This is a genomic window from Microcystis sp. 0824, from assembly GCF_003112475.1.
GTDB lineage: Bacteria > Cyanobacteriota > Cyanobacteriia > Cyanobacteriales > Microcystaceae > Microcystis > Microcystis aeruginosa_C.
Genome location: NZ_BDSM01000010.1, coordinates 42,914 through 67,560, shown reverse-complemented (window position 1 = coordinate 67,560; position 24,647 = coordinate 42,914). Strand labels below are relative to the sequence as shown.

The window sequence follows — 24,647 nt, the reverse complement described above, 5'->3', positions numbered from 1 at the left end:
TATGAATTAGGGAATTATGAATTATGAATTAGGGAATTATGAATTATGAATTATGAATTAGGGAGTGGGGGAGTGGGGAATTATGAATTATGAATTATGAATTATGAATTATGAATTATGAATTATGAATTAGGGAGTGGGGGAGTGGGGAATTATGAATTATGAATTATGAATTATGAATTATGAATTAGGGAGTGGGGGAGTGGGGGAGTGGGGTGTGGGGTGTGGGGAGCTTTTTCAGTAAACAGTAAACTCAAAACTCACATCTGATAACTGATAACTGATAACTGATTATTGATAACTTTCAATTACTTGACGAAAATCGCTTTTTTGTTTGACTCCGCGCATTTCCTTGACTAATTCCCGGTCCTTAAAGAATTGTACCGTGGGAGTTCCAGTTACTTGACCCATTTTGGCAATTTCCGGGTCAGCTTCGATGTCAATTTCCACAAAATAAATTTTGCCATCGTACTCATCGACCACTTTATCTAAAATCGGTTTCAGGGTTTTACAGGGGCCACAGGTGGGAGAAACATATTTTACCATTAACAAGCGATCGCCGTCGTGGAATAATTTCCGCAAAGCATAACCCCCAACGTGACGGGTTTTGTGAATATCAAAAGTTTCCTCCGTATCGGCCGGGGTTTCGCTAACGGTTTTCGTCTCATAATGTTCAGAAGTGGCTGATTGACGGTATTCTTGGATTAAATTATGCTCCGATAACCATCTTTCTGCCAATAACGCCGCCATACACCCCGTACCTGCGGCAGTAATTGCCTGACGGTATTCGTGGTCCTGTACGTCTCCTGCGGCAAAAACCCCCTCGACGCTGGTAGCAACAGTCCCCGGTTTGACTTTCACATAACCCACCTCGTCTAATTCTAGTTGTCCTTGGAATAGGGAAGTATTGGGAGTGTGACCGATGGCATAAAATAACCCTCTAACGGCTAATTCACTGATTTCTCCCGTTTGCGAGTTTTTAATGCGTAATCCCTCCATTTTACTGCCTGTACCGAACACATCCAGTGCTTGGGTGTGAAAATGAACGGTAACTTTCGGATTATTTAACACCCGGTCCTGCATTGCTTTCGAGGCACGCATCGCTTCCCCGCGTATCAATAAATGGACGTGAGAGCCGTATTTAGTTAAATATACGGCTTCTTCTGCCGCGGAGTCACCGCCACCAATCACAGCGAGGTTTTCCTCTCTAAATATCGGTGTAGCACCGTCACAGATAGCACAAGCGGAAATGCCGTTACTCCAGAATTGGGCCTCGCTGGGTAATCCTAAGCGTTTGGCAGTGGCTCCTGTGGCGATAATAATACTATTGGCCTTAACTTCCCGGTCCGTGGAACGAATGGTAAAAGGACGCTGACTTAAATCCACCGAGATAACATCTTCGGTATAGCATTGGGTCCCCCATCTTTCGGCCTGTTCCTTCATTCTTTCCATCAGCTTCGGACCGGTGATTCCTTCGGGAAAACCGGGGAAATTTTCTACTTCTGTGGTGGTCATCAATTGTCCCCCCGGAATGCCTCCCGCTTGGAAACCCTCAAACATCAAGGGTTTTAAGTTCGCACGCGCCGCATAAATCGCCGCCGTATATCCCGCGGGTCCCGAACCAATAATGACTAAATTCTCGACAGTCATAACCGTAAATGCAACTCATAACGACTACGCTTTTTAGTATAGCAGCATCAGTGATCAGTGATCAGTGATCAGTGTAATACTAAATCCGGTTATTAAAGACTGATTATTTATTCTTCCTTTTGCATGAGTGCCTGTCTTCATAAGTAGCCTATACTCAACGGATTTAGTATAACAACCCCATCGGGGAATGAGCGACGTTTTGATATTTTTCGTCAGTGACTCTACCAGTGGGTAAAGTCTGCCGCAAATTGAGATAGGGATAACAGTTTAATGCGGGTATCTTGAGCGACCTTTTGGCGCATTTGAGCGGTATTATATCCCCAATTGGCTAAATATAAGCCCACATCGTTTAAATCTGCTTGTTGCTGCACTAATTCCAACGCATCGAGACGATCCTCGACAAACCACAAATTAGCGGGAGATTCGGGTAAATTAGCCAGTATTTGCTGAATAGTCAGGTATTTAGGCTGTTTAATTTCCTTGCCAATTAATCTCGCTGCCGGAAAATTAATTGCTACTTTTTGTAACAATTGCTTGACAAAACGACTTTCTTTTGTAGTGATAATATAGACCAAAAAATCCGAGTCTAAAAGAGAGGCGAGGCGATTGATCGCGGGTTGATAAAATTGATGTAAGGCTAACCAAGACTCTAGATCCGACTCAATCCATTGATCCCTAAGACCATCGAGAGCATTTGAGAGAACTTTTTTCGCTATTTTATCCCTTTCTAGCAGATTTTGAGCAATTGACGGCCAATTATTTAAAGCTTCCTCGTCGGGAATACCGAGAACGAGCGATCGCAACAGTAAAGGCATTTCCCAACCGGTTTCGATAACGGGACGAAGTTGCGAAAACCTCGGGAAAAAATCCTCGGGAATTATTTCCGGCCAAAGGGTTTCATAGGTGCGTTTGCTAATCTGAAAATACTCGATCATGCCATCACAAAGAACACCATCAAAATCGAGTGCTAGAATACGGGGGGATTGACTCATAAATGCTGGTTTAATCTCAATAATGGCAGTATAGCGCAGCTATTAGCTATTCTTTGCTTCATCGTTGATATAACATAGCTGTCTGATGATTTCGGTGACAGAATTTTTCAGTCCCTCTACATGAATCCAGCCCACATATACAGCATATACAATATTTTGATGATTGTCCTGTATATAAACATGATGGACACGATATAAATCTGAGCTTAAATAAATATAACCACTGGCATCTTTAAATTTACCTTCTAGTAATATTTTTTCTTTTAAAGGTTTCATTTTTACCACATCTTTAGTCACTCCAGATATTTTAGCTATTCTTTCTATGGCAAGATCAACACAGGTGTTATCACTGTAACTATTGCCATGATTATAATCCTGCTGGCCGAAATAAATTGTCTCTACGATATTTTTGGCCACTTTATCTGATGCTAGGTAATAGGTATGAGCATTAAGGGAATTCAATACTACGGCAGCAATTTCTACAGAATCAAAAATATTGCCAGTCGCTTCTAGATAATAATCGCTCATTAAAATCTTGGATACATCGGTTATAGAATCAAAAAGAGGACGAATTGGATAAGCGATAATATCGGAGGAATTGATCAGATTATTCCAGAGCAAACGCTGGCCTTGATGCTGGGTAATAAATTTTTCAATTTGATTAGCATCAATGCCTAGAGTTAGATTTAAAAATGGGATCGGTGAACCCATTGTTGTTACACTAGATAGGGAAAGTTTGCCCCGCTCTTTACCGATAATATCACGAATTTCATAAGCGGGATCCTTCGGGTCAAAACGCTCAGAAAATAACAGATCCCAAAGGATTACAGTACCCAAAGAATGGGCGACTATATGTAATTCGGTTTCCCGGGGATAAGCTTGAATAAGATCGATTAATTGATCGGCAATAATGCGGCGAATTTGGTTTCCTCGATCGCTGCCTAAATAGCTAAATGCGTCACCGATAAAATAAGATAAATACTCTTTTCTAAAATTTTGATAGCGAAAGGATTGCTCGGGATTAAAATTACTATTTTTCTGTTTTTGTGTCTGTAATTCTTGCTCGATATCTCGCCATAACTTTTCGGTTCCTTTGAGAACATTTCCCCAAAAACCTGCATAACAGTAGGGAATCGCCCGATTTTTGCGTTTACATTCTTCTTCAATTAGTTTGATTAATTTATTGGCATAACTAGCGTCTCTTGTGGCCACTCCATGAATAAAGTAAATCAGCATAATAGATTTATCTCAATAAGCGGTGATCAGAATCGGCTCTCTTGGATTTGGTAGGTAAAATGTATTCTAAGATACATTCCTCCTAGCGAGGGGATGGAACGAACCACAAAGACACAAAGGACACAAAGATTGATCGATCATATAGTAAGTTAAACTTATCACACACAACCTAGAAGAGCCTCGGAATCTCTCTTAATATACCCTTCCAGCTTCAGAAAAATATCAGGATGGAGCGAGATATAGTAACCCACAAGTTATCCTATTTGTCAAGAGATGGTGGAGTGATTATTTAGGTTCTCTTTCGACTGACCAATCCTCTGAGGATAATCCCATAGTTTCTACTACTTTTACACAAAAATAGTGGATATCTTTGGCCGAAAAATTAGTTTCTACTATAAAAACATTATTTTCAAGTTTTTGAGGTCGGCGGAATTTTGTGTCATCTTTCGATAAAAAGCGGGGAAACTCTAGCACAATCTCTTGAAACTTTTCAGGGTCTAGATCGTAGAGAGTATTCAAGGTAAAAATTAGTACATCTTTCCAAGTTTTTACTGTTTGTTGTTTACCACGAATAATTAGTTTTTTGGGTTTTGTATCCTTGACAGATGCAGTTTCATTGACCGGCAGCGAATCATCGCCAAAATAACTCCAAATTTTTATAACACGGTCGGCCAAATATTCAGCACGTTGTTCGATATCTTCTTTTTGCCATGAGTTAATACTATCAAAGTATTTATTAATTTCAAGATGGCTTTTATGGAGTTCTTCTTTCTTGTGAGAAAAATCTTTATCCGCCAGTTCTCCATTATAAGCCGTCAGGGTTAAATTACCTAAAGTATGCACAAGAAGTTGATGGGTAATATCTGCATCTGTTCCCAAATAATCTCTCCACTTATCATTTAGTTTTTGCGGCATAATATGTTCAATAGTCAGGCGAGAATCACTTAAATCTACAGTTTCTCGATGACCAAAAGATTCTTCGATCGCACCGAGAATAATTTTCGCTTTTTCGCTGCGATTTCCTCCGTATAGTTTGATGGTTATTAACTTTTCTTTAAAATCATTATCTTTTGGGTAGTCTTTCTTTTGAAGAGAGATTTTTAATCTTTTAATAAAAGGTTCAGAGTTTAAAGCAGCATCTTTTTGAACTTGGGAATATAGTAAAGCAAAAGTTTTATTAAGTCCGCGAGTCTGAATACCACAAACAAAACGACGGACAAGAAAGTTTTCAAGGGTTTTTAAAACCTCTATAAAGTCCTTTTCAGATAATTTGCTATTTCCCCAGTCATCATAACAATTTAAAAGAAATGGATAGATAGTAGAGACCTCTAGACGCTGAAAAGAATCGAGATATTTACGAATACTAGAATTATTTTCCAGCTTGGGAGTGATTAGTTTGGCATAATACATGGAAAATGTATATAAGTCCTCTATATAGAGAGCGGGATTATTATCAGCTAGTTTATTTTTAAAGGCAGAATAAATTTCGTTATTTCTAATTTCTGCCCCACTTTTCGATAAATAGTGACGGATAAATTCTGTTAAATTATCTCCTAATTTTTCCTGCATCGGCAGCCAGTATCTATCATATAGTGTCTGTTGCTCCTCTTGACGAACCTTCATAAATAAATGATTACGAATTAAATCGGCCTCAGTTAAAGGCTGCCCCGTGGCATTCAAACTTTCAAATACTAGGTAAGGATCGTCGTCATTACCAAGAGTTATATTGACCAAAGATAAGTGATTACAGATAACTTCTGTTAGTTTAGCTAACGAATATGATTGTTCATTAATCTTTCTTTTAAAAAAGAAATAACACTGGGATATGGTATTTTCTTTGTCGATGATTTTGCCACGGATTACAGACTGAAAATATTCTAGGTCTAACTGAGTAGGTTGAATTTTAAAGTAATCAGAACCTTTTTTAAAGGGATTAACAAGAAATGTTTTGTCAATTTCTGCGCTTAAATCCTGTTCTTGTTGGTCTTTCGCTACGTCTCGCAAAGCAGCAAAGAGCAGAAAAATAGTCGTTAAACGTTGCTGTCCATCAATTAGCAGATATTTATTGACCACGCCGGAGTTAGGCGAAACTTGAGTTTTAACTATCGAACCCATAAAATGGGGACGAGGGTTTTCTTGACCGTACAAATAGCTTATGTCATCCCATAAATCTTCCCAATCTTTCTTTTTCCAACTATAAGTGCGCTGAAATAGTGGAATTATATATTGTGTGTTGCCTTGAATAATTTCTTGAAGAGTAACTACCGATGCTTGCATAGGGGCTAGTATAGGAAGATAGACCGATTATTCCTAGTATTTATCACTCTAACACAGCAATTTGGCACTGTCTAGGATCCTGGCGGTGGGTTACGCCTTGCTAACCCAGCCGACGAATTGCTATATAATACAAATGCCCGCTATTATAGAATTATATTTTTCCCTTTTAACTTAGTCCTATGGTTTCGCAACTAGATAAAACTAACGTCACTGAAATTATCTACCCCGATAGCGATAGTCAACCCATGGCCGATAATACCCAGCAATTTCGTTGGATTACGACAATTAAAACTAATTTAGACTGGCTATTTCGCGAGCAGTCTGATGTCTTTGTTGCGGGGGATTTACTTTGGTATCCCGTGGAAAATGATAATAAACTGCGTCAAGCACCGGATATCATGGTGGTTTTTGGAAGACCAAAAGGGGAAAGAGGTTCCTATCGACAATGGCTAGAAAATAACATTAGTCCCCAGGTGGTTTTTGAAATCCTCTCTCCGGGTAACACCCTCACGGAAATGGCCAAAAAACAGCTATTTTATGACCGTTATGGGGTCGAGGAGTATTATCTTTATGATCCCCATAAAAACGATGCCAGTGGTTGGATAAGAGGCGAAAATCAGCTAGAAATTCTGGAAACTCTCGATAATTGGGTTAGTCCCCGTTTAGGTATTCGTTTTCAGTTGGGGGAACCAGAAATGTTGCTTTTTTATCCCGATGGACAAGCTTTCACCAGCTATAACGAGGAAAAACAACGAGCGGAAAGATTAGCCAAGAAACTGCGGGAATTGGGCATTAATCCTGACCAAATCTGAGAGAATGTTTCTGGGCTACTATTAAAAACGGATTTGCTCTGAGAGTGCCTATTGACTAGAGGTAATACCGCGCTGACGTAATTGGTCGATAAAAAATTCTTCCAGGGAAGCACGAGCTAAATTAAGACTAATCAAGCGAGCATCCATACTAGACAGGGCAGCCAGAAAAGCATCGGGTTCTCCCTGTAATTGTCCGTGCCAACAATTATCGCGCCAATGCAAACCGAGGAGCCATTGCTGTAGTTGCTCCTCCTTACCACCTTGAACAATCACCTGATAGACATCAGCACGACCGAGAATTTGGTCGAGGGAACCGACACAGAGTAATTCTCCCCGGGCCAACAGGGCAATGCGATCGCAAATTTGTTCCACATCGGAGAGAATATGAGAGTTAAAAAAGATGGTTTTCCCCTGTTGTTTGAGGGATTGAATAATTTCTCGCACCTGATAGCGACCGATAGGATCCAGTCCCGACATCGGTTCATCGAGAAAGACTAATTCAGGATCATTGATTAATGCTTGAGCTATACCGATCCGTTGCATCATACCCTTAGAATATTGACGCAATTGCTTTTTCTGGGCAGTTTTGCGGTCTAATCCCACTAAATCCAATAATTCAGGAATGCGTTTTTTCTGCACAAAAGAGGGAATTTGAAAAATGCCGCCGATTAATTGTAGGAATTCCCAGCCGGTGAGATAGTCGTAGTAGTAGGCATTTTCGGGAAGATAGCCGATGCGTTGCCTGACCGAGCGATCGCCAATTGGCTGACCGAGAATCAAGGCCCGTCCGGAAGTGGGTCGGACAATCCCCAAAAGGGTTTTTAAGAGCGTGGTTTTGCCTGCACCGTTCGGGCCTAATAATCCAAAGGTTTCCCCCTCATGGACAATTAAAGTACAGTTTTTCAAGGATTCGATTTTCTTATTTAACCAGAATCCCGTCCGATAGGTTTTTTGTAAGTTTAACGTCTCTAGAACAGTTTGACGGCTGGTATTCGTCATTGTTTTGGAGTCATCTGAGACAGAATACATGGGTTTTACATACCTTTTCCGATACTTTGCTTTTATTATCCCCAAATTGTCACCAGCAATGTCAACAGTATCAAAATAGCCCGGTTTTGGAACCCAGAAAAATTCCCACCGGTCTTGAGAAGGGGTATCAGTGCAGTTCCGGGCTATTGCCAGCTTTCTTCTCTGGCATTGGTGTGCATTAGCCGCTAAAATCTCTTAGACAGGTAACGTTGACACTTGAGCGGCAACTGGTACAATAGGGCGAACGCTTATGGAAACCAGACTCTTACACAAACACAGCATGAAACAACTCCTCACTTGCCTTAATTCCCTGACAGTGGCCAGTGTAGCCACTATCGCCTTGGCCTACCCTGGCATCGCTCAAGTTAATCTCTCCGTTTATCCCGCTCCTTCCTCGTCGAACGAATCCATAGAATTATACGTTCCCCCGCCGGAAAACAATAACATCGATAATACCTGTACTCAATTGATTGGGGCAAATATCGATAAAATTATCAGTCAAGCTCCCAATCAGTGGGGTATATTAATCGAATCTATCGATCGCCAAACAGTTATTTATAGTCATAACGCTGATCGCTATTTTATCCCTGCTTCTAATACAAAGTTATTTACCACTGCTGCCGCTTTACAAGTGATGAACCCGGAGACGACAATTCAGAAAAAATCCCTGCGCGATTGGGTTAATGTCACGAATCAGAGAAGTAATAATTTCTACGCTGACACTCTTTTTCGCTTTATCGGCGGTTCTAAAAGTGTTACTGCCATCTTGGCACAATTGGGCATCAATCCCAGTGGTTTTCGTCTCGCCGATGGTTCGGGATTATCCCGCCGTAATAACGCTACTCCCCGCTCGATCGTGGAAATTTTGCGGGTGATGTATTATTCTCCTAATCGAGACACTTTCTATGCTTCCTTACCAGTGGCGGGAATTAGTGGCACCCTGAGAAACCGAATGCGTCAGACGGCCGCTACTGGCACAGTTTACGCTAAAACTGGCACTCTTACCGGTGTGCGGGCCCTATCGGGTTATCTAGAAAACCCCAACCAAGAACCGATGTTATTTAGCATTATCGTTAATAATCAACGGGTTTCCGGACAGGCTCTGGTGAAAGCGATCGATACTATTGTTCTACAGATGACCGAATCTCGTTCCTGTCAAGCTCAGTAGCTCTCCTGTAAAAATCCCCAACTGTCCTGATCAGCTGTCCGCGCATTTAAATTGCTTGTGGAGATGAGGCAAGACTAAAGGTTAATAATAGCCATAATCTGCTTCAGTTTGGGTTTGGGTTTGGGGTGAGAGATATTCAAAATTAGAAGGATCTCGCAGAAAACGAAATATCTCCTCCTCGAGACGATGAATTAGATAGGGTTCTATGGAACTAGAATCGCGTAAACAGGCTAAATAGCCTTCTACATATAGCCGAATCTCATCAAAACGGGAGCCACGGTGCCAAAGATCCACCATGTCATCGGTTAGTCTTTGATAGTAACGAATGGATTGGGTATCTTGGAGCATGGGCAGTAGAACAAAAAAAAGAGAGTGGGGGTAAGTGTGTATAGATAATTGTAGGGAGAATTGCTTCGGTCCCCGATATCTCTATTGTACCCACCAAATCGCCAAAACACAGACAAGAGAATTTTCAGTGATCAGTAAAGGGTGTGGGGTGTGGGGTGTGGGGTGTGGGGTGTGGGGTGTAGGGTTTGGGGTGTAGGGTGTAGGGTTTGGGGTGTGGGGAGAAGAAAAGAATAAATAAAGGCAATCTCCTGAATCCTGTCTCCTGAATCCTGTCTCCTGAATCCTGAATCCTGTCTCCTGCCTTCTGCCTTCGTATAGATTATTCAGGGTTTCTTTGTCTTTTTGCCCGTTCAATTTCTGCTTGTAGTTCTGCTATTTGTCGCTGCAATCTTTCGCTTTCCCTATCATTAGCATCAACATTAATTGAGCTTTTAACCCCTGTTTTGGCATAGTTTCCCCGGCGAATTTGACGATAGGATTCCGAGTTAAACCATTCCTGTAGATAATGCACTCTTTCTACGGAAAAAGGATGAGTTAAAAAGGAACCATTACCGCCATTATAAATGATAAATTTATAAATCTGGTTTAAGTTATCTTGGTCTAATTGTCGGTAGGCTTCCCCTTGGCGAATAAATTCTTCTAAGTTGCATTCATGCAGGTATTTTTGACTTCCTCCTGCACATTTCATTAAAGTTCTCAGGACTAAATTTAAATCATCGGTAACTAATAAAGCGGCTCTGTCTGCGGATAATTCGGCTTTTCTTCGCCATTCATAAAAGGCATAAACTAGACCGGTAGTAATGGCTTTTCCTAGTCCTAAAGTGATGTCCCCAAGGAAATTAGCCGCCCCCATCACCCAAAAAGAAAGTTGAATTAAAATACTATGATCGCATTTTAAATGTCCTAATTCGTGGGCAAGAATTACTCGAATTTCTTCTTCATCTAAGAGGTCTAAAAGAGCAGTATTAAAGACAATGTAGGGATGTTCAGAACCCAAAGAATAGGCATTCGCTGAAGGGTTTTGACTGACATAAAGATTCGGTTCTGGGGACATATCTAAATCCCGCAGACATTGGCGATAGATGCCGTATAAAGTGGCGTATTGACGCGGCCCGACTTTTAGATCATTGCCCATTAATAAAATTTGCTGGGGACGTTCATAGAGATATTCGGAAAAACTTTTCGCTAGTAAGTCAAACCCCGGCACTGATCTTAATGCCTGTTCAGCTTGCTGATCCAGGGGATGTTTAAAAGCTTGACTGGAGATATCAGGATAAGTTGGCATATTTTTTCAAGGAGAAAGGAGTCGTTAATCAGAAATAAACGGGTATTAATTGCCAAGTTTTTGAGTTTTTCTTGCCAAATTTTTCGAGAGAAGTGAGGGGGTTATAGTCGGGAACTTCTTCTAGGAAAAATAGAATAGACCTGTGGGAGAAATGAGCTTTATTCTTGTTAACTATCCTTAGCAACAATTCCTAGATTCGATAACAAAACTTGTAGGTTAGTTTGCACGGTAGCGGGTTGGTATCTCTTAATAGTTTCTAGGGAATTATCAGCGAGTTTTTGCCATAATTCCCTATTGTCATAGAGTTCGATCACTGCTCGGGCAAATTCCTCGGCAGTATCGGCAATTAGAACATCTTGGTGGTCAATTAATCCCATACCTTCGGCACCAATTTTTGTGGTAATAGTGGGTAATCCTAGGGAAAGACTTTGACCTATTTTACCCTTCATTCCCGCACCAAATCTCAGGGGTGCGACAAAAACACGACTCTTTTGGAAATAGGGTTCTACTTCGGGAACATAACCGGTGACAATTACTTTATCACTGGCTAATTCCTTAACTTCATCCTTGAGGTTACTTCCCAATAAATTAATGGTAATATCGGGACGGGATGCCCAAACTAAGGGCATAATTTCTAAACATAACCACTTAACTGCATCAATATTAGGAGGGTGATTGTAGCTACCAATAAATACTAAACCCGATCGCTGGTCAAAAGCAACTTTTTCTGACAGGGAAATTTCTTCATGGATATTGGGGATTACCCAAACATTTTTCACTCCTAAAGAGGATAAAACCTGCTTTTCTTCTTCCGTTACTACCACGGTTGCTTCCGCTTGATTAGCATAGTTTAACTCTAATTTCTGATAGGTTTCCCAACTCCAGCTAGTATTTTGATAACTGGGATCGAGATAGTCTTTTTGCCGTTTTAAACGCAGAAAATGCAGGTCAATTGTATCATAAATAATTGGGGCTTTTGTTTTTAAGCGAATTAAGTCCATATACTTATCGCACAATTCGGGACGACACAACCAAACTCCATCTATCAGTGGTAAATATTTGATTAATTTTTCTTCTAGATTATATCTTTGCGCTGTGCCATAAATGACCTCAATTCCCAGCTGTTGCAGGACGGAAGTATAGGGTTGTTCAGGATAGCCATTATCGGGAAAGAAAATCACTGAATAGCCTAAATTGAGCAGTAGCTTAAGAATATTTAATAAACGCACACAGCCGGATTCTCGATCATATAGTGGAACGTAGGAGTCGATGACTAAAATTGTCGGTTTTCCTTGTAAACGTCGGGCAGCTTTGGGGACATTATTAGCATCGTTATCTAGGTGGTTAGTTAATACCTTTGACCATTTTTCTCGAAACTTGGTTTGATTAATAACTTGATATTGTTTGATCCCACTGGAAAGGTCTGTTCCCGAGGTTATTCCTTCGTAGTGAATAACGTTAGATTGGGGTTGATAGAGGACTTGATAACCCAATTCTCGGATGGCAAAACATAAGTCTGTATCTTCGTAATACGCAGGGATAAAGTCTTGACAAAAACCACCCAATTGTTTAAATAAATCCGTAGGAACTAATAAACTGGCCCCCGAACAATAGTCCACGGGACGCACATAATTATATTCTGGTTCATCGGGACTATCTAAGCGTCCATAATTCCAACCATCGGCAGAATTCCAGATAATTCCCCCCGCTTCTTGTTGTTTACCATTAGCATAAATTAATTTAGAACCCACCGCACCAATTTGGGGATTATTGATAATTAATTTTAATAAACTTTCTAGGCAGTTTTCCAGAATTCTAGTGTCATTATTGAGAAAATATAGGTATTGACCTTTTGCTTGACTAGCCCCATAATTACAGGAACGAATAAACCCAGAGTTTTCTGCATTGGTTAATACTTTAATTCCTTTAACTAAAGTGGCTAATTGTTCTAAGGTTTCATCGCTGGAAGCATCATTAACGATAATTACTTCATAAGCTAAATCAGAACTTAGGTTAACACTTAAGGATTCCAGACAGTTAAAGGTGTAGGCAAATTGGTTATAAACAGGAATAATAATTGAGACTAAAGGATTGTCACTACTGGCAATTTCTAGGGGCCGGGGTTCAGCTAATTTAGCACTTTCGATCACCTGTTCTTCAAATTCAGAGGAACTCTTTCCTGTGAGAATTTTAATAATTTTTCGTTTCGTCTTTTTGAGTGCTGGTTTCCATCCTTCCTCTTGGAGACTAAAGACAAATTTTTTGAGCAGTTTTTTAACTTTAAAAATAATCATTATTACCATAAATACTCCTCTGGAGAAAACCAATCTTGTGCTAAATTTAAATCTCTTTCTGTTCTAATAATAGCTCCTTCCTTTAATTGTTGCTTGAGGTAGTTTCTCTGTGGTTCCATAATATATAATTTAATCGCTTCATTAATTAAATTATTATATTCTTTTTCAGGATAATCACTACTTGTCAACCATCGATCGAGAAGTTGCATAGTATCTTCAGGGAGAGTTATATGAAGTTGTCTGGCCATTTTTTCTTTCCTAACTATATTTAAGTAAGTGGTTCTAATTAAATAGAAGATAGATTTCGCCCTCGATCCCCCCTTAATACCCCCTTAATACCCCCTTGATAAGGGGGGGGAACTGACAATCTTTAACACCCACCTACTTAGACAATAACAATTATAAACCCCTAGGGCGATTTTAGTTGCTGTCGGGATAAATTCTCGGGGCTGCGGCGATTAATTTTTGAGTGTAGGGGTGTTGGGGATGGCTAAAAATCTGTTCAGTGTCACCCATTTCAACTATTTTACCCGCAGTCATCACCGCAATTCGATCGCAGAGAAATCTCGCTAACCAAAGATCATGAGTTATAAATAAATAAGTTAGATTAAATAACTTTTGTAACTCTAACATTAACTCTAAAACCTGTGTCTGAACACTAGCATCAAGCATACTAACCGGTTCATCACAAATAACTAATTCCGGACGAGTAATTAAAGCGCGAGCAATGGCTACCCTTTGCTGTTGTCCCCCCGATAACTCCCTGGGATAGCGTCGATAAAACTCCTCTGTTGGTGTTAAACCGACTCGCTCTAACATTTCCAAAACCTGCTTTTTAGCGGTTTCTAGACTAATTTTTTGATGGATCAAAAGCGGATCGGCGATACTTTCTCCCACCGTCATTAGAGGATTGAGACAAGCGAGGGGATCCTGAAAAATCATCTGCATTAAGCGTCTTTTTGGTCGCATTTTTTCCCCCGACAAGGGGGTTAAATCTTCTCCTAAAAATTCCACTTTTCCCCCGGTGGGTTTAATTAACTGTAATAGGGTTCGCGATAGGGTACTTTTCCCACACCCCGATTCCCCAACTAAACCGAATATTTCCCCTCGATACAGTTCAAAATTCACTTCATCCACCGCTTTAATAAATTTCTTTTCTTTCTTAAAAAAACTATCTAAAAAGTTACCCTCTAGGGTATAATACTGTTTTAAATTATCCACCTTTAACACCGTTTCTTTACCTTGAATTGCTGTTAATTTTTCCTCCCGCAGCTGTAGGTGTAAAGCAGCGGCCAAAAGAGAACGAGTGTAGGGGTGTTCAGGTGTATTAAAAACTGTTTTTACCGCTCCCGATTCAACAATTTTGCCCCCCTGCATCACCGCTAATCGATCGCAATATTCTCCCACCAGCGCTAAATCATGGGAAATTAACAATAATCCCATCTGTTCCTCGCTACATAAACGCTTTAATTCCCGCAGAATTTCCGCCGAAACCGTCACATCTAAACTGGTGGTGGGTTCATCGGCAATAATTAACTTAGGGTTTAATAATAAAGCTAAAGCAATAGCCACTCTTTGGCGCATTCCCCCGCTAAATTCGTGAGGATATTGGGACCAACGATTAGCGGGAATTTTCACTTTTTCTAGGACAGTACAAGCTTGACTTTTAGCTTGACGATAGGTTAAATTTCCTCGATGGGCTTGCAAAGTTTCCACACAATGATCGCCAATAGTCATCAGCGGATCTAGTCGCGTCATCGGATCTTGAAAGACTAATCCCACCGCTTCCCCGCGAAACTTTTCTAACTGTTTGCTAGATAAAGATAAAAGCGATCGCCCTTCAAAGGTAATCTCACCTTCCACGTGAGTGCGATTGGGTAATAACCTTAAAATAGCCTTACCGATGGTCGATTTTCCACAACCAGATTCACCCACTAATCCCAGAGTTTCCCCTTTGCCTATACTCAAAGATACCCCGTTGATCGCCCAAGAGGGAGAACTTAATTCGGTCGGGTAGGCAATTTTTAGGTCTTTAATTTCCAACATGACGCGATCGGTAAAGATAAAAGTCAGGACTTAGGGTCAAGTATGCCACACAAACGGCGATCGAGCATTTAATTAGGGTTTGCTGAAAAAGTTTGTTGGTGGGGTCAGGAGTCGGTCGTCAGGAGTCAGGAGTCAGGAGAATTAAGAATGAAAAATAATCAATTAAATAGTCTATTTACAGATTTTATGCAATTTAATCCTTATTTTTGCCGTTTTTGAACTCTCAAAAACTAATTATGCAAGAGGGTTACTAATCTAAGACGCATTTTAACCGCCTATCCTTAGATTAGCTGAATCTCCCCCCAATCCCTTTACTTTTGCCTCTTGCCTCTTGCCTCATCTCAACAAGCAATTTAAATACTTAATAGCTTAATCGACAACTGCCCCTAACAAAACCCGACAATACCCCTTTAAAGTCTCCACTCGCTCGCTAATTATCTGTAAACGCTTCTCCCGTCCTTGCCGGGCCGAGGCCAAAAATAACCAATCCGTCTCCAGCAATCGCCACGATCGATATAGTTCCGTCTGGACCGTGCGCCAACGATTAGCCACCTCTGGGCTGAAATTGTCATCATTTAGTGACAATATCTCCCCCTCTAGACAGGTTTGTAAAGCTTGAAAAGATTGTAACCCCGTGGAAGCGTCCCCATCTAGGAGGGCAAGACTGAAATCCTCCAGTTTTCTTAACAAAGATTTGTAGGCTTGATGGTAATTTGTCGGTAGCATCCAATACAAAGCGCGTTAGAATTTGTTACATAAGATTAACGATTTGCCGTCACGGTTGCAAGTCCTCTATCCTCCCGACCAGAGACAAAAACTTAAAAGAATCGCGTCCTTTTCGCCGATAAGTCCGATTCCAGTGTTAGAGAATTAAGCAATCTGCCATCCCTTCGGCCTAATAGTTTTCCAGTTATCCGTCTCCTCCCCCCCCTATTATCCATCTCCCCCATCTAACCATGAACGCCATCACTGCCATCCAACCAGAAACCCTCACCGTCCTTCCCCGGGACACGGAACCGAAAAAAGCGTTATTTTTACCCGATTGGCTGAAAGAATGCCTAATTACCTACGAAAACGACCCCCAGAATCCCGATAGCGATTTAATCTGTCGGGCCTTTAATTTCGCCCACAAACTCCACGAGGGCCAGTATCGCAAATCCGGGGAACCCTATATCGCCCATCCCATAGCTGTAGCGGGATTACTGCGGGATCTGGGGGGTGATGGGGCAATGATCGCGGCGGGATTCCTTCACGATGTGGTGGAAGATACGGAAGTCACCCCCGAAGAAATCGAGGCTAGATTCGGTGTTGAGGTGCGTAATTTGGTGGAAGCGGTGACAAAACTCTCCAAATTCAACTTTTCTAGCAAAACTGAACGGCAGGCGGAGAATTTTCGCCGAATGTTCCTGGCGATGGCTCAAGATATCCGCGTCATCGTGGTAAAATTAGCCGATCGCCTGCACAATATGCAAACCCTCGAACACCTCAACCCGCAACAGCAGCAACGCATCGCCCTCGAAACTAGAGAAATCTTTGCTCCTCTGGCTAACCGTTTAGGGATTGGGCGATTTAAATGGGAATTAGAGGATTTATGCTTTAAATACCTCGAACCCGATGCTTATCGCGCCGTGCAGTTATTGGTATCGGAAAAACGTATCGATCGAGAGGCCCGCATCGAAACCGTCACTAACACATTGCGGGAAAAATTGCAAGAAATTGGCATAAAAGTTCTTGATTTACAGGGTCGCCCCAAACATCTCTACGGCATCTATCATAAAATGCACAATCAAGGCAAAGAATTCGAGCAGATTTATGATATAGCCGCCGTCCGCATTATCGTCGAAACTAAAGAGGAATGTTATCGTTGTTTAGCCGTAGTTCACGACCAATTTACTCCGATTCCTAACCGTTTTAAAGACTATATCGGTTTACCAAAAGCTAACCGTTATCAATCCCTCCATACCACCGTTGTTGGGTTAAATGCCCGCCCCCTAGAAGTGCAGATTCGCACCCTAGAAATGCATCATGTTGCTGAATACGGGATTGCAGCCCATTGGAAGTATAAAGAAACTGGTTCTAGTCAAACAACTTTAACCGCTGCGGATGAAAAATTCGCTTGGCTGCGTAATCTTCTCGACTGGCAAAAAGACCTTAAAGATGGCCAAGAATACATGGATGGCCTCAAAAATAATTTCTTTGAAGAAGATATCTATGTTTTCACCCCCAAAGGTGATGTGGTAGCCCTCGCCCAAGGCGCGACACCGGTAGATTTTGCCTATCATATTCATAGCGAAGTAGGTAATCAGATGAAAGGGGCAAGAATTAATGGTAAATGGTCAGTTCTTGATGCTCCCTTGCAAAATGGTGATCTGGTGGAAATTCTCACCAGCAAGCATAGTCATCCTAGTTTAGATTGGTTAAATTTTGTCGTTACTCCTAGCGCCAGAAATCGCATCCGGCAATGGTACAAAAAATCGCGCCGAGAAGAAAATATTAGCCGAGGTCGTGATTTATTAGAGAAAGAATTGGGTAAAACTGGCTTCGATGCCCTGCTAAAATCGGAACGAATGCAATCGGTGGCTAAACAGTGCAATTATGTGGCAGTAGATGATTTATTGGCGGCCTTAGGTTACGGCGAAGTTACCCTAAAAAATGTGGTTAATCGTCTGCAAGAAGCAGTTAAAAATCAACAGGAAATTTTAACGGTCAAAAATCCGCCCGATGTCCTGACTGATTCCCAATTGATTCTACCACCTTCTCCCGTTCAAAGGGCTTTACCCGTTAGTAAATCACCGATCGCCGGTGTGGAGGGATTAGTCTATCGTTTAGCCGGTTGTTGTTGTCCTTTACCAGGGGAAAATATTACCGGTATAGTCGCCCATGCGGGGGAAGGTATTGTTATTCACCGTCAGGGCTGCTCGAATGTGGAAAAAGCCGAAGCTGAACGCTTAATTCCTGTTAGTTGGAACCCTATAGATGACCAGGGACGTTATCAAACTTATCCGGTAAATATTCAGATTGAAGTGATTGATCGCGTCGGGGTTTTAAAAGATATTCTCTCTCGTTTAAGTGACCAAAATATTAACGTTCGCAATGCCGGAGTTAAGACTAATTTCGGTAAACCCGCTTTAATTTCCCTGAAAATTGAAGTAAAAGACCTGCAACAATTTGAACGCTGTGTTACTCAAATTAAGCTGATGAGCGATATTTTAAACGTTCGTCGCATCAGTCAGGTAAAAAGCGATCGAGAGTAGGTTAAACCTAGAATTCCTGCTGATACTCAATACTAAATCTGGTTGACACAAACCACTTTTAAGGTCTTAGAGAACGGGTACAAACAATCCAAAACCTAAAATTTTCAGTTCTGATTGGATAACCCATCAGCAACCAGAAATAGATATGGATTGTTTCTCCCTGCTCCGATGCTCGCCACTCTGCCATACCTTATTAAACAGGATTTAGTCTAAAATAGAGTTGGGTAGTTTGTAAATCAGTGACATAGTTTTAACTATTTTTAGTTGAGAAAATATAAGTGTTTCTTAATACTGAAAGGGTTGATAGTAAAACTTACAAAATTCGGCATCACCGCGACAATCAATGGCCATTTCGGGACGATATTGACTATTTTTATTTAACTAACTGAGAATCTTGTTTGCAGCTTGGATTGTCGTAAGTATGTAACCAAATAAATTAAGGTTTATAGAAATAAGTAAACATAGCACCATCGGATAGTTGATAACCCTTGTCGAGCAAAAATTTACGACAGTCATTAAAATCGGGATTTCCTTGAGGATTTTTTGCTTCTGATTTAATCATTCTAGAATCATTTTTGCCAGGTAAATACCCTGACTCTACATGATAGGCTCGATAAATTGAATTAACAACTACGTTACAATAATTTTCATAGAATACTTTCCTTTGCTCATTAGATAAATCATGTTTATACAATTTCGTTAATTCAATAGAGCGATGACGAGAGAAGCGAGGAAGCCAAAATTTATTAGGTTGAAATTTACCAAACAATTTAAGTTCATCCGATGTAAAACTGGTAATTTTTTTTAATGCTCTATCTTCAGAAATCTTTGAAATAAAAGAATATTCTAAGAATTTTAATATTTCAGCTTTCGATGGTTTTTCCCAGCCACCATTCTTTACATATGCAATCTTTTCCGCTGACTGAGCTATTTGTAACTTGTCATCTCTCTTGAAATCAACACGGTATTTGTCCTGAAGTTTCTTAAATTCATCATAAAAAACAATGATAATGCTTCGATCATCAATTGAAGAACTAGGAGCAATATCTAGCATCTTTCTGCGATCACTGGGACTAAGATTAAGAGAGTATTGATTTTCTATTCTCAACAATTCAATTTGATCCACCATATTTTGCTCATAGTTTACTTCAAATCCTGGAGTTTTCATCTTATAACTAGCTACTATGCCTTCACTGCCTGTAATCTGAAAGGCAATTATAGGTAAAAATATTAATGATGCTAACCAAAACATCAGACGAAACCTGAGGATGTTTGCAATACGACTTGACAAGGGTAAAAATTTTGTACGTCGATATATTGATGCACACCAAGAAAAAGTCCCTAAAAGTGACGGGGATAAGATTAGATATAGAAAACTCAGCAGAAGAGCTTGGGAGGTTGAATCCAATATATATCCCTCCCTGGCGGCTTTTATAATAAGTGGTTCAGCAACCCATTCCGGTAGTAAGTAAAAAGGAAGCCAGATCGGTGTGGCTAAAAATGCCATCGCCATGAAATAAAGTTGCATCATGAAGAGACCATACAGGCACCCACCGGCCGCCTCTAAGTCTACGAAGAAAATGTACGTAGTTTTTTTAGGCATGAATCATCCTTCTAATTAATACAAGATTTACCCGGAATAAGCGTAATTTTAAGGTGAAAGTTTAAACACTAAACCACATCCTTTCCCTTCTGATTCTGGGCAAGTCGAGTTACTCCCCCCATTAACAGTTGTGCCATAAATATTACCTTTACTATCTTTAGTTAAATTGCCTTTTGGAAAAATTCCATTCTTGCCATTGAAATTGACTAAAGTTGTTAACGCTCCATCAGAAGTTACTTTAAATAAAGTGCCACAACCATTGGAGCATTGATTGGAATTACCTCCGAACAAAGTCACCCCATAAAAAATTCCTTTATTTCCTTCAATTAATGCGGTTTCTGGATAGCGACCATTTTGACCATTAAAGTGAACTAGAGTGGTTAAATTACCATTAGGGGTAATTTTAAAAATCGTGCCATAACCATAGTTGCCTCCTTCTCGTGTCGTACCATATAAATTACCGTCAGAGCCTTCTACTAATCCGCCTTTTGGCATACGACCACCTTTTAATTTTGAATCATTAAAATCCCAAATGGTTGAAAAATTACCATCTAAAGAAATTTTAAAGATCGTACCTTGATTATGGTTATATTTCCCCCCCCCGGATGTTGTGCCGTAAAGAAAGCCATCTCTGGCCTGTATTAAGGGTGATGAAGGAGAACTACCATTAAGTTTTCCATGCCCTGAAAACTTATACAAAACTGTAAAATCTCCCTTGTAATTAACTCGATAAATCGTTCCATGATTTAACGATGTTACACCATAAAAATTCCCGTCATTAGCCAATAAAAGGCCTAGTCTAGGTAATTGACCGTGCCGATAATCAAAAACATGAAGTAAAGAGAATTGCCCGTTAGGGGTCATTTTATAAACTGTCCCGTCACCAATGTTGCCGTCAGGACGTTTGCCCCGATAAGGAGTCGTTCCGTACAAGTTTCCATCTTTTCCCCAGATTAAACCAGAGATAGGCTCAGTACCTGTGTCACGGCTAAAATGAAAAAGCGTTTGAATGACACCTTGGGGGGTCAGTTTAAACACGGTTCCAAAACGCTTAGGCCCATAGGTTGTAGTGCCATAGAGATTACCCTTAGCGTCTGTAATCACGTTTGAAGCAGGAAAACTGCCATTTTTACCATCAAATTGACCTAGGATCTGATAGGTTTCTGCTTGTGCTATTTTGGGAAAATTACCTAGAATTGCAATCGATAAGAATAGAATTTTTAAAGTAAAAAAGTTGATTGTTTTGTGGATAGATAACATAAGATTAACTTGATTAGAATTGACAGATTTTGTGAGAAAAGACAAAAATTGCTTACAAACTTAATAAGCTTTTCAATATGGAGCAGGATTGTAGTAATAATTACAAAACTCTTTGTCACCACGACAATCAATGGCCATTTCAGGATGATATTTATTGCCATCATTACCTAAGCTTGGGTATCCCCTAAAGCAACCACCTAACTCGGAATCTTTTTTACAGCTTGGATTGTCATAGGTATGTAACCAAAATTTATCTTCGTTACCGTCTCGATTATTCACTGAAAACTTTTGTCCAGTCGTTTTGATTGTTAAGTTTTTACGAGCTTGGTATTTTTCGCAAGTCCAATAATAGTTTAAGTCTTCGCTATATTTAGCAAGTTGTGTTTTGATAGTACAGTTTATACCAATTGCTGTTTTCGGTGGCTTAATTACTACATTAGCACCGAATTCAAGCTGTTGATTACCAAGCCAAGATGGACAATTTTCTAATGAAACTTTTTGACTTTGACAAGTCACGGAAGATTCCATAATCCATGCTGCCTGACGATCATTTTTTAAACAAATTATTGTATGTGCAGAGCCATAGCTGGTCGTATTTCCTCCTCCCCAAATAATTTCAATCTGTTTAGGCGAAGAGCATTTCAAAATACTGTTAGATTGTAAATTGCGATAATAATTTGTTCCAGCTGCTAGGGTAGGCGATGTTTGCCAGAGGAAGAGACTAGAAGTTAGCACACTAGAAATAAATCGTTTTTTCATCGTTATTTTCTCCAATAAATTTTTATTTTTTTATCCAGCCATTAGCCGTACATTTACCATAACGAGACGGATTGATTCTAAACAAGGTTTGCGAGCAAAAATAATCACCAGTGCCAAGTTGTACAACCCCAGGTTTAATATATTTAATATCTGAAATTGGATCACACCGCTCTTTGCTTGTTTCTAGATCAAGTCCGCAGTATTGATTATTTTTAATTTCAATCATTGCGTCAGTATTGCTTTCGCCAATATACCAACCATTGGGTATTTTTGCGGTTGAGCTTTCAGCTGTCTTTCTCTGGGCAATTACTTGCTCAATACTGGGTCGCATAAAGACTTTATTGTTAACTAAAACAACTGGTAATTTGACCGGTGAACCATCAGGAACACCATTTTTTTCTAAAATTCGATTCCATTCATCTCGAATAGATTGAATATCAAGATTCTTGAATTGATAGGGGATTTTCTTTGCTTTCAGTTCTTGAATTAGCTTGTTAGTCCATCCACAGCGGGGATTGCCATAAACTAACACAACATTAGAAGAAATATTTTGTGCTAAAACAGTTTGCGAAAAAATCACGAATTTAGGTCTATCTGTTGCTGTTAAAGCAGAGAAATTACCCAAATCTTTAATTTCCCCATTGGCAATGAGAGCAACAAAAAAAGACAAAACCCAGAAGTTTGATTTAGGAAATAAAGATTTCATGACTATTTACCCCTTTTAAAACCACTAACCTTGCCACGACATTCGATCTGCTTACCGTCATAGACAAAGCGTCGAACGAATTCACCCGATAGCTGTCCCCTCTTCCAAGTCCCTTTCATTTCAACATCGCCAGCACTAGCAACCCATTGCATTGGCTCGGCTCCCGGTTCTACTCGGCCTCCAAAGGCGCCTCCAGGCCAATTATCCGGAGACCAGTACAAAAGACCAGCAACGATTAAACCATCGGGTTGAATTACGGGTTTACTAACATAAGCTGTGTTTTTGCAACCTTTACGGGAATTCTCACTCCAGACAGTTGCAGTCTCAGTATGTAGTGAAATAGTGTAATTCCCTGCAACATTGACCAAAGGACAGTTGGGAACGGCGGCGAGGATAAGGACTAGAAGGGGTCTATACATGAGGCGATCACTACTAGGAATGATTTATCAATACTAGAATAGATTATATGGCAGTTGACCGTTCATCTTTTTTGTTACATATTGTTAACGACGAATTCAGGTTAGCCACAATAGTCGAGGATTTTTGACCAAATTCTAGTGAATATGCTGTCATTTTTTGTGCAGTTTAGCTATCGATAATGTTATACTTTATCTTTGTGAGAAAATCCGTAAATAAATTTTCACCGTAGAGGAGCAGATCAGAGATACTATTTCAGTTGTCAATCTCCCGACAAAGAAATAATTGACTTTTTTCGTTACTTTTTGTCACCGAACAGCGTAGGATCGATAATTAATCTGAGTGCAAAAATCCCTATGTTATTACCCCTACTCTCAGTCATCAGTTTTCTGATTAGTTTTCTGGTGGTTGCCCTGATTAAACAACGTTTTAGCCAACAATTGTTAGATATTCCCAATGAGCGTAGCAGCCATAGTCAACCCACACCTAGGGGGGGTGGACTCGGTTTTGTCGTCGCTTTTGCTCTGACCAGCGGCCTCAGTTATTTTCTCCTTTCTCCTTCCCTACCTCTTATTCCCCTGTGGTTATCCCTGACTCCTTTAATTATTATCGGCCTTCTCGATGATCGTCGCGGTATTCCCTCTAGTATTCGCTATTTAGTCCAGTTATCCTCCGCTAGTGTTGCGGTCACTTTTTTCGGTGCTTTTCCCCAATCGTGGCTATCAGATTTGGGTTTTGGCGGCAAAATTTTGGCTATTATTGTCACAATTATCGGCCTGACCGCAATGATTAATTTTTATAATTTTATGGATGGTCTCGATGGCTTGGTGGCTGGCTGTACGGCGGTACAATTAGGGTTTCTCGCTCTCTATTTTCAGCAACCAATTTTATGGCTTTTAGTGGCGGCCTTAGGCGGTTTTCTCTTCTGGAATTGGTCGCCAGCGAAAATTTTTATGGGTGATGTGGGTAGCACCAGTCTGGGGGCAATTGTCGCTATGGTTTTACTTAATTCCCAAGGCAATCAAAGTCAAGCTTGGTCAGCTTTAACTATCACTTTACCTCTGATTGGTGATGCTATTTATACCCTGATTTGTCGATTATTAAGAAAGGAAAATATCTTCCAAGCTCACCGCAGTCACCTTTATCAAAGATTACAAAAATCTGGCTTGTCTCATCCACAAGTAGCAATTATTTATATGGGGGTAACTCTCCTGATTGCTATTAGTATTAACTACTTAGGAAACCTAGGCGCATGGCTGAGTTTACCTCTGATTCTAGGATTAATTGTTCTCGGAGAAATTTATCTGAACAGGAGAGTTAGCAAGCATAATTTAGCGGTGACAAGAAAAGAATAAATTTTTTATTGCTATGGCTTCTGGGGTAAAATCAAGAGAATTTTATACTAAATCCTCTTGAAAGATTATAGGAAACGGAGGGTAAGGAGCAGAAGGAATTACTCAAATAGTTATTAGCGAAAGTCGTTGATTTCAATCAAAAACTGATGGTTTTAA

Annotated in this window: 19 protein-coding genes; 4 read left to right on the top strand and 15 right to left on the bottom strand. The window is 40.2% G+C overall.

The genetic code is table 11. From position 1 onward, the window contains the following. Positions 1-291 precede the first annotated feature (291 nt). The 4 genes from trxB to N0824_RS04705 form a co-directional block, all read right to left on the bottom strand. Entirely contained in the window at positions 292-1,650 is a 1,359-nt protein-coding gene (trxB, locus tag N0824_RS04720) for a thioredoxin-disulfide reductase (protein WP_108935908.1), read from the bottom strand. A 221-nt stretch (positions 1,651-1,871) separates the two neighbouring features. Next, the gene (locus N0824_RS04715) at positions 1,872-2,642 is read right to left on the bottom strand and encodes an HAD family hydrolase (RefSeq protein WP_108935907.1); all 771 of its coding nucleotides are present in this window, start codon (positions 2,640-2,642) and stop codon (positions 1,872-1,874) included. A gap of 42 nt (positions 2,643-2,684) precedes the next feature. Continuing rightward, positions 2,685-3,878: a hypothetical protein gene (locus N0824_RS04710; RefSeq protein ID WP_108935906.1), complete on the bottom strand. Its 1,194-nt coding sequence runs from the start codon at positions 3,876-3,878 to the stop codon at positions 2,685-2,687. Positions 3,879-4,163: 285 nt separating this feature from the next. Further along, positions 4,164-6,155 (bottom strand): DUF262 domain-containing protein, encoded by a 1,992-nt coding sequence (locus N0824_RS04705; RefSeq protein WP_108935905.1) that lies wholly within the window; start codon positions 6,153-6,155, stop codon positions 4,164-4,166. 179 nt (positions 6,156-6,334) lie between these two features. Between N0824_RS04705 and N0824_RS04700 the strand changes: the two genes are divergently transcribed. Beyond that, positions 6,335-6,967, top strand: a complete 633-nt coding sequence (locus N0824_RS04700; RefSeq protein ID WP_108935904.1) for a Uma2 family endonuclease — start codon at positions 6,335-6,337, stop codon at positions 6,965-6,967. 48 nt (positions 6,968-7,015) lie between these two features. Here N0824_RS04700 and N0824_RS04695 read toward each other — a convergent pair whose 3' ends face one another. Continuing rightward, entirely contained in the window at positions 7,016-7,996 is a 981-nt protein-coding gene (locus N0824_RS04695; protein WP_108935903.1) for an ABC transporter ATP-binding protein, read from the bottom strand. Positions 7,997-8,276: 280 nt separating this feature from the next. On the opposite strand from N0824_RS04695, the gene dacB reads away from it, so the two are divergent. Further along, positions 8,277-9,164, top strand: coding sequence for a D-alanyl-D-alanine carboxypeptidase/D-alanyl-D-alanine-endopeptidase (gene dacB / locus N0824_RS04690; RefSeq protein ID WP_108935902.1), 888 nt, complete (start codon positions 8,277-8,279; stop codon positions 9,162-9,164). A gap of 81 nt (positions 9,165-9,245) precedes the next feature. On the opposite strand, the gene N0824_RS04685 is transcribed toward dacB, so the two are convergent. The 6 genes from N0824_RS04685 to patD form a co-directional block, all read right to left on the bottom strand. Further along, positions 9,246-9,512 (bottom strand): DUF6761 family protein, encoded by a 267-nt coding sequence (locus N0824_RS04685; RefSeq protein ID WP_002739044.1) that lies wholly within the window; start codon positions 9,510-9,512, stop codon positions 9,246-9,248. A 319-nt stretch (positions 9,513-9,831) separates the two neighbouring features. Continuing rightward, the gene (locus N0824_RS04675) at positions 9,832-10,797 is read right to left on the bottom strand and encodes a M48 family metallopeptidase (protein ID WP_004267979.1); all 966 of its coding nucleotides are present in this window, start codon (positions 10,795-10,797) and stop codon (positions 9,832-9,834) included. 167 nt (positions 10,798-10,964) lie between these two features. Next, positions 10,965-13,100 carry a glycosyltransferase gene (locus N0824_RS04670; RefSeq protein ID WP_108935901.1) on the bottom strand — a complete coding sequence of 712 codons (2,136 nt, stop codon included), beginning with the start codon at positions 13,098-13,100 and terminating at the stop codon, positions 10,965-10,967. Then, positions 13,094-13,339, bottom strand: a complete 246-nt coding sequence (locus N0824_RS04665; protein ID WP_108935900.1) for a hypothetical protein — start codon at positions 13,337-13,339, stop codon at positions 13,094-13,096. The genes N0824_RS04670 and N0824_RS04665 overlap by 7 nt, the downstream gene beginning before the upstream one ends. Before the next feature lie 172 nt (positions 13,340-13,511). Then, entirely contained in the window at positions 13,512-15,137 is a 1,626-nt protein-coding gene (locus N0824_RS04660; protein WP_108935899.1) for an ABC transporter ATP-binding protein, read from the bottom strand. Positions 15,138-15,506: 369 nt separating this feature from the next. Continuing rightward, positions 15,507-15,863 carry a heterocyst frequency control protein PatD gene (gene patD, locus N0824_RS04655; RefSeq protein WP_108935898.1) on the bottom strand — a complete coding sequence of 119 codons (357 nt, stop codon included), beginning with the start codon at positions 15,861-15,863 and terminating at the stop codon, positions 15,507-15,509. Between the two features lie 230 nt (positions 15,864-16,093). Here patD and N0824_RS04650 point away from each other — a divergent pair, with 230 nt between their 5' ends. Then, the gene (locus N0824_RS04650) at positions 16,094-18,391 is read left to right on the top strand and encodes a bifunctional (p)ppGpp synthetase/guanosine-3',5'-bis(diphosphate) 3'-pyrophosphohydrolase (RefSeq protein WP_108935897.1); all 2,298 of its coding nucleotides are present in this window, start codon (positions 16,094-16,096) and stop codon (positions 18,389-18,391) included. A 436-nt stretch (positions 18,392-18,827) separates the two neighbouring features. On the opposite strand, the gene N0824_RS04645 is transcribed toward N0824_RS04650, so the two are convergent. From N0824_RS04645 to N0824_RS04630, 4 genes are all read right to left on the bottom strand, one after another. Continuing rightward, the gene (locus N0824_RS04645) at positions 18,828-19,904 is read right to left on the bottom strand and encodes a hypothetical protein (protein WP_233256353.1); all 1,077 of its coding nucleotides are present in this window, start codon (positions 19,902-19,904) and stop codon (positions 18,828-18,830) included. Between the two features lie 138 nt (positions 19,905-20,042). Beyond that, on the bottom strand, positions 20,043-21,254 hold the full coding sequence (locus N0824_RS04640) for a choice-of-anchor tandem repeat GloVer-containing protein (RefSeq protein WP_108935895.1): 1,212 nt from the start codon (positions 21,252-21,254) through the stop codon (positions 20,043-20,045). A gap of 72 nt (positions 21,255-21,326) precedes the next feature. Next, positions 21,327-22,013: a hypothetical protein gene (locus tag N0824_RS04635; RefSeq protein WP_108935894.1), complete on the bottom strand. Its 687-nt coding sequence runs from the start codon at positions 22,011-22,013 to the stop codon at positions 21,327-21,329. A gap of 22 nt (positions 22,014-22,035) precedes the next feature. Further along, positions 22,036-22,719 carry a glutaredoxin domain-containing protein gene (locus N0824_RS04630; RefSeq protein ID WP_108935893.1) on the bottom strand — a complete coding sequence of 228 codons (684 nt, stop codon included), beginning with the start codon at positions 22,717-22,719 and terminating at the stop codon, positions 22,036-22,038. 773 nt (positions 22,720-23,492) lie between these two features. On the opposite strand from N0824_RS04630, the gene N0824_RS04620 reads away from it, so the two are divergent. Beyond that, positions 23,493-24,491, top strand: coding sequence for a glycosyltransferase family 4 protein (locus N0824_RS04620; protein WP_108935891.1), 999 nt, complete (start codon positions 23,493-23,495; stop codon positions 24,489-24,491). Positions 24,492-24,647 lie beyond the last annotated feature (156 nt).

Coding starts and splice junctions, on each gene's coding strand:
- trxB (WP_108935908.1), bottom strand. CDS start 1,650: ATGACTGTCGAGAATTTAGTCATTATTGGTTCGGGACCCGCGGGATAT.
- N0824_RS04715 (WP_108935907.1), bottom strand. CDS start 2,642: ATGAGTCAATCCCCCCGTATTCTAGCACTCGATTTTGATGGTGTTCTT.
- N0824_RS04710 (WP_108935906.1), bottom strand. CDS start 3,878: ATGCTGATTTACTTTATTCATGGAGTGGCCACAAGAGACGCTAGTTAT.
- N0824_RS04705 (WP_108935905.1), bottom strand. CDS start 6,155: ATGCAAGCATCGGTAGTTACTCTTCAAGAAATTATTCAAGGCAACACA.
- N0824_RS04700 (WP_108935904.1), top strand. CDS start 6,335: ATGGTTTCGCAACTAGATAAAACTAACGTCACTGAAATTATCTACCCC.
- N0824_RS04695 (WP_108935903.1), bottom strand. CDS start 7,996: ATGTATTCTGTCTCAGATGACTCCAAAACAATGACGAATACCAGCCGT.
- dacB (WP_108935902.1), top strand. CDS start 8,277: ATGAAACAACTCCTCACTTGCCTTAATTCCCTGACAGTGGCCAGTGTA.
- N0824_RS04685 (WP_002739044.1), bottom strand. CDS start 9,512: ATGCTCCAAGATACCCAATCCATTCGTTACTATCAAAGACTAACCGAT.
- N0824_RS04675 (WP_004267979.1), bottom strand. CDS start 10,797: ATGCCAACTTATCCTGATATCTCCAGTCAAGCTTTTAAACATCCCCTG.
- N0824_RS04670 (WP_108935901.1), bottom strand. CDS start 13,100: ATGGTAATAATGATTATTTTTAAAGTTAAAAAACTGCTCAAAAAATTT.
- N0824_RS04665 (WP_108935900.1), bottom strand. CDS start 13,339: ATGGCCAGACAACTTCATATAACTCTCCCTGAAGATACTATGCAACTT.
- N0824_RS04660 (WP_108935899.1), bottom strand. CDS start 15,137: ATGTTGGAAATTAAAGACCTAAAAATTGCCTACCCGACCGAATTAAGT.
- patD (WP_108935898.1), bottom strand. CDS start 15,863: ATGCTACCGACAAATTACCATCAAGCCTACAAATCTTTGTTAAGAAAA.
- N0824_RS04650 (WP_108935897.1), top strand. CDS start 16,094: ATGAACGCCATCACTGCCATCCAACCAGAAACCCTCACCGTCCTTCCC.
- N0824_RS04645 (WP_233256353.1), bottom strand. CDS start 19,904: ATGGCGATGGCATTTTTAGCCACACCGATCTGGCTTCCTTTTTACTTA.
- N0824_RS04640 (WP_108935895.1), bottom strand. CDS start 21,254: ATGTTATCTATCCACAAAACAATCAACTTTTTTACTTTAAAAATTCTA.
- N0824_RS04635 (WP_108935894.1), bottom strand. CDS start 22,013: ATGAAAAAACGATTTATTTCTAGTGTGCTAACTTCTAGTCTCTTCCTC.
- N0824_RS04630 (WP_108935893.1), bottom strand. CDS start 22,719: ATGAAATCTTTATTTCCTAAATCAAACTTCTGGGTTTTGTCTTTTTTT.
- N0824_RS04620 (WP_108935891.1), top strand. CDS start 23,493: ATGTTATTACCCCTACTCTCAGTCATCAGTTTTCTGATTAGTTTTCTG.